Genomic DNA, 3,487 nt, shown 5'->3' on the forward strand with positions numbered 1-3,487 from the left:
GACCGACGGAGACAGGTCGAGGGAAGACAAGTCCGACGGAGACAGGCCAAGCGAAGACAGGTCCTGGAAAAACAGGTCGGGCCAGGGCGGGCCCGGCAAAGGGGATTCTGAAGAAGCGGGTTCCGGCAAAGGGAATCCGGAGAAGGGCAAGTCCGGAAAGGGCAAATCCGGCAAGGGCAGGCAAGCCGGAAACAACTCCGCCCCCGGAACGAACGGAGATGCGCTGGAGCCGATTCCGGACGATATCGAGGAATTCGTCGAGCGCCTAAAGGAGGAGGCCGGCTACAAAACGAGCTTCGACGTCATTGTCCGGCAGATGACTTTAGGAGGCAAAAAAACGGCTTTTTTCATGCTCAACGGACTTTCAAGCGGCCAGCTCATGACCGAGATCCTCGAACGTCTCACCTTCCTGCAGGCGGACGCGGTGACGTCGCATGCGCTGGAATCGTTCATGAACCTCTTCGTTCCGGCTGTGCAGGTCGAGCAGGAGAAGGACTGGAACATGATGATGACGGGCGTGCTGAGCGGCTCGACAGGCATGTATATCGACGGGGAATCGACGATGCTCATCATCGACACGAAGATGTTCCCGATGCGCGGCCCGGAGGAGCCTTCGCTGGAGCGCGTCGTCCGCGGCTCTCGCGACGGATTCGTCGAGACGATGCTGATGAACGTGTCTCTAGTGCGCCGCAGGCTGCGGGACCCGATGCTCCGCCTGGAAAACATCCGGGTCGGAGAGCGGACGAGGAGCGACGTCTGCGTCGCTTATATTGAAGACATCGCGGACAAGGAGCTCGTTGAGTCGATCCGCGATAAAATCACGGCCGTCAAGCTCGACGGCATTCCGCTCGCGGACAAGCAGCTGGAAGAAGCGACGGTCAAGCGCGGATGGAACCCGTATCCGCTTGTCCGGTATTCGGAGCGCCCGGATGTGGTCGCCGCGCATCTGCTGGAAGGCAATGTGGCCGTATTCGTCGACACCTCTCCGAGCGTCATGATCCTGCCGACGACGTTTTTCGATCTGGTCCAGCATGCGGAAGAGAACAGGCAGACGCCGTTCATCGGAACGTATTTGAGATGGCTCCGGTTTTTCGGCATCATGGCTTCCCTGTTTCTCGTCCCGATCTGGCTGCTGTTCGCCATGAATCCGCATCTTCTCCCGCCGTCCCTTGCGTTCATCGGACCGGCCAAGCTCGGCAAGCTGCCGCTGTTCGTCCAGTTCCTGCTGGCGGAAGCGGGCATCGACCTCATGCGGATGGCCGCGATCCATACGCCTACGCCGCTGGCGATGGCGATCTCGCTCGTATCCGCGATACTGGTCGGGGATATCGCCGTCCAGACCGGCCTTTTCATCAACGAGGTCATTCTGTACATGGCCATCGCCGCCATCGGCATGTTCGCCACGCCGAGCTACGAGCTCAGCCTTGCCAACCGGATCGTGCGGCTGCTGCTGATCTGTCTGGTGGCGGCCTTCCATATTCCCGGGCTTGTGCTGGGATGGACGGCGGTGTTCGTTCTGCTCGTCATGCAGCGTTCGTTCAACCGGCCCTACATGTGGCCGTTCATCCCGTTCGATCCCAAAGGGATGGTCAATATTATGTTGAGGATGCCGGTCATGAAAAACAAAAAGCGTCCCAACCTGCTTCGTCCGCAGCAGCGGGACAAAATGCCCGATGCGGAGGGCGGCTGAAGAGCTGCCGCTTCACGGAGCCGGCCAGGAATGCAACAAATGCAAATGAAAGGACACAAAATCCATTTCTCCTCCAAACAGGGGTCGTTTATACTTGGATCACAATGAAAAACGATTCCCTCCGGCGGAGGGCGGAAAGAAGGTGCTCTTTTCATGTATTTGCACGGAACAGCCCAAGTAAATGAACAGGGCCGCCTGGAAATCGGCGGCTGCGATACGAAGGATCTGGCGGAACAGTACGGCACTCCGCTCTATATTGTGGATGAGGCTCTTGTGCGTCAGCGTGCAAGGGAATATGTCGACGCGTTCAAGGCTTCCGGATTCAAATTCCAGGTCGCCTACGCAAGCAAGGCGTTCAGCACCGTCGCGATGTGCGCGATTGCCGAGCAGGAAGGAATGTCGCTCGACGTCGTATCGGACGGCGAGCTGCACACGGCGCTGCAAGCCGGTTTCCCGGCTGAGCGCATCCACTTCCACGGCAACAACAAGACGCCTTTCGAGATCGAGATGGCCATCGACGCCGGCATCGGCTGCTTCGTTGTGGACAACTTCACCGAGCTTGAGCTGCTGAATGCGATCGCCGGCTCCAAAAACCGCAAAGTCAACATTCTGCTGCGAATCACCCCGGGTGTAGAAGCGCATACCCATGACTATATCTCCACGGGACAGCAGGATTCGAAGTTCGGCTTCGATCTTGCGGCCGGTGCCGCTTATCGTGCCGTAGAGGAAGCGTCCAAGCTCGAAAATCTCGTGCTCCTGGGCATTCACTCCCATATCGGCTCCCAAATCTTCGAAGTGGAAGGATTCCGCATGGCAGCTGCCAAAGCGGCTGAATTCTCTGTCGAAGTCCGAGACAAGCTGGGCCATATTTTCCGCGTCATCAACCTCGGCGGCGGCTTCGGCATCCGTTACACGGAAGGGGATGCCCCGCTTCCGGCCGGAACTTATATCGCCGCGATCACCGATGCGATCCGCTCCAACTTCTCCGCAGCCGACTATCCGCTGCCCGAGATCTGGATCGAGCCGGGCCGCAGCATCGTCGGCGATGCCGGCACGACGCTGTATACCGTCGGCACGTTCAAGGAAATTCCCGGCGTGCGCAAGTATGTCGCCGTCGATGGCGGCATGACCGACAATCCGCGCCCTGCGCTGTATGAATCCAAGTACGACGCCGTGCTTGCGAACCGCGCTTCCGAGCCTGCGAGCGAGACGGTTTCCGTAGCGGGCAAATGCTGCGAGAGCGGCGACATGCTCATCTGGGACCTCGAGCTGCCGAAGGCGGAAAGCGGCGATCTGCTGGCTGTATTCTGCACAGGCGCCTACAACTACGCGATGGCGAGCAACTACAACCGCATCCGCCGTCCGGCCGTCGTCCTTGTCAAGGACGGCCAGTCCGACCTCGCCGTACAGCGCGAATCGCTGGAAGACATCTCCAGAAACGACCTTCTGCCGGAGCGTCTGCGCAAGGCTGGCGTCCAATCCTAGTTCGTAAAAGAAAGCAAAGCCCTTCGGAGAAACCCGCGTTTAACGTCGGGCTTCTCTTTTTTTTGTTTCCGTTCGCCTCTAGTTCTCGAGTCTCTTCGGCAGTGAGCGAAGTAGACGATTTTTTCGTCTACTGCTATGGATTTAGGGTGAAGAGGAAGGAGTAAGACGAATTTTTCGTCTTATTCAATGGAATTAGGGTGAACAGGAGCGAATAAGACGAATTTTTCGTCTTATTCAATGGATTTAGGGTGAACAGGAGTGAATAAGACGAATTTTTCGTCTTATTCAATGGATTTAGAGTGAACAGGAGCG

2 protein-coding genes are annotated in these 3,487 nt (G+C 57.8%); both read left to right on the forward strand.

Going from position 1 to position 3,487, the window contains the following annotated elements:
- On the forward strand, positions 1-1,690 hold a 1,690-nt coding region (locus tag BN871_RS25830; protein ID WP_232313364.1), incomplete at its 5' end, for a spore germination protein.
- A 153-nt stretch (positions 1,691-1,843) separates the two neighbouring features.
- A complete protein-coding gene (gene lysA / locus BN871_RS25835) occupies positions 1,844-3,175 on the forward strand; it encodes a diaminopimelate decarboxylase (protein WP_048750025.1) in 1,332 nt (443 codons plus the stop codon).
- The last annotated feature ends 312 nt before the right edge of the window (positions 3,176-3,487 follow it).

The organism is Paenibacillus sp. P22 (assembly GCF_000469945.2).
In the GTDB taxonomy this organism is placed as follows: Bacteria; Bacillota; Bacilli; order Paenibacillales; family Paenibacillaceae; genus Paenibacillus_O; species Paenibacillus_O humicus.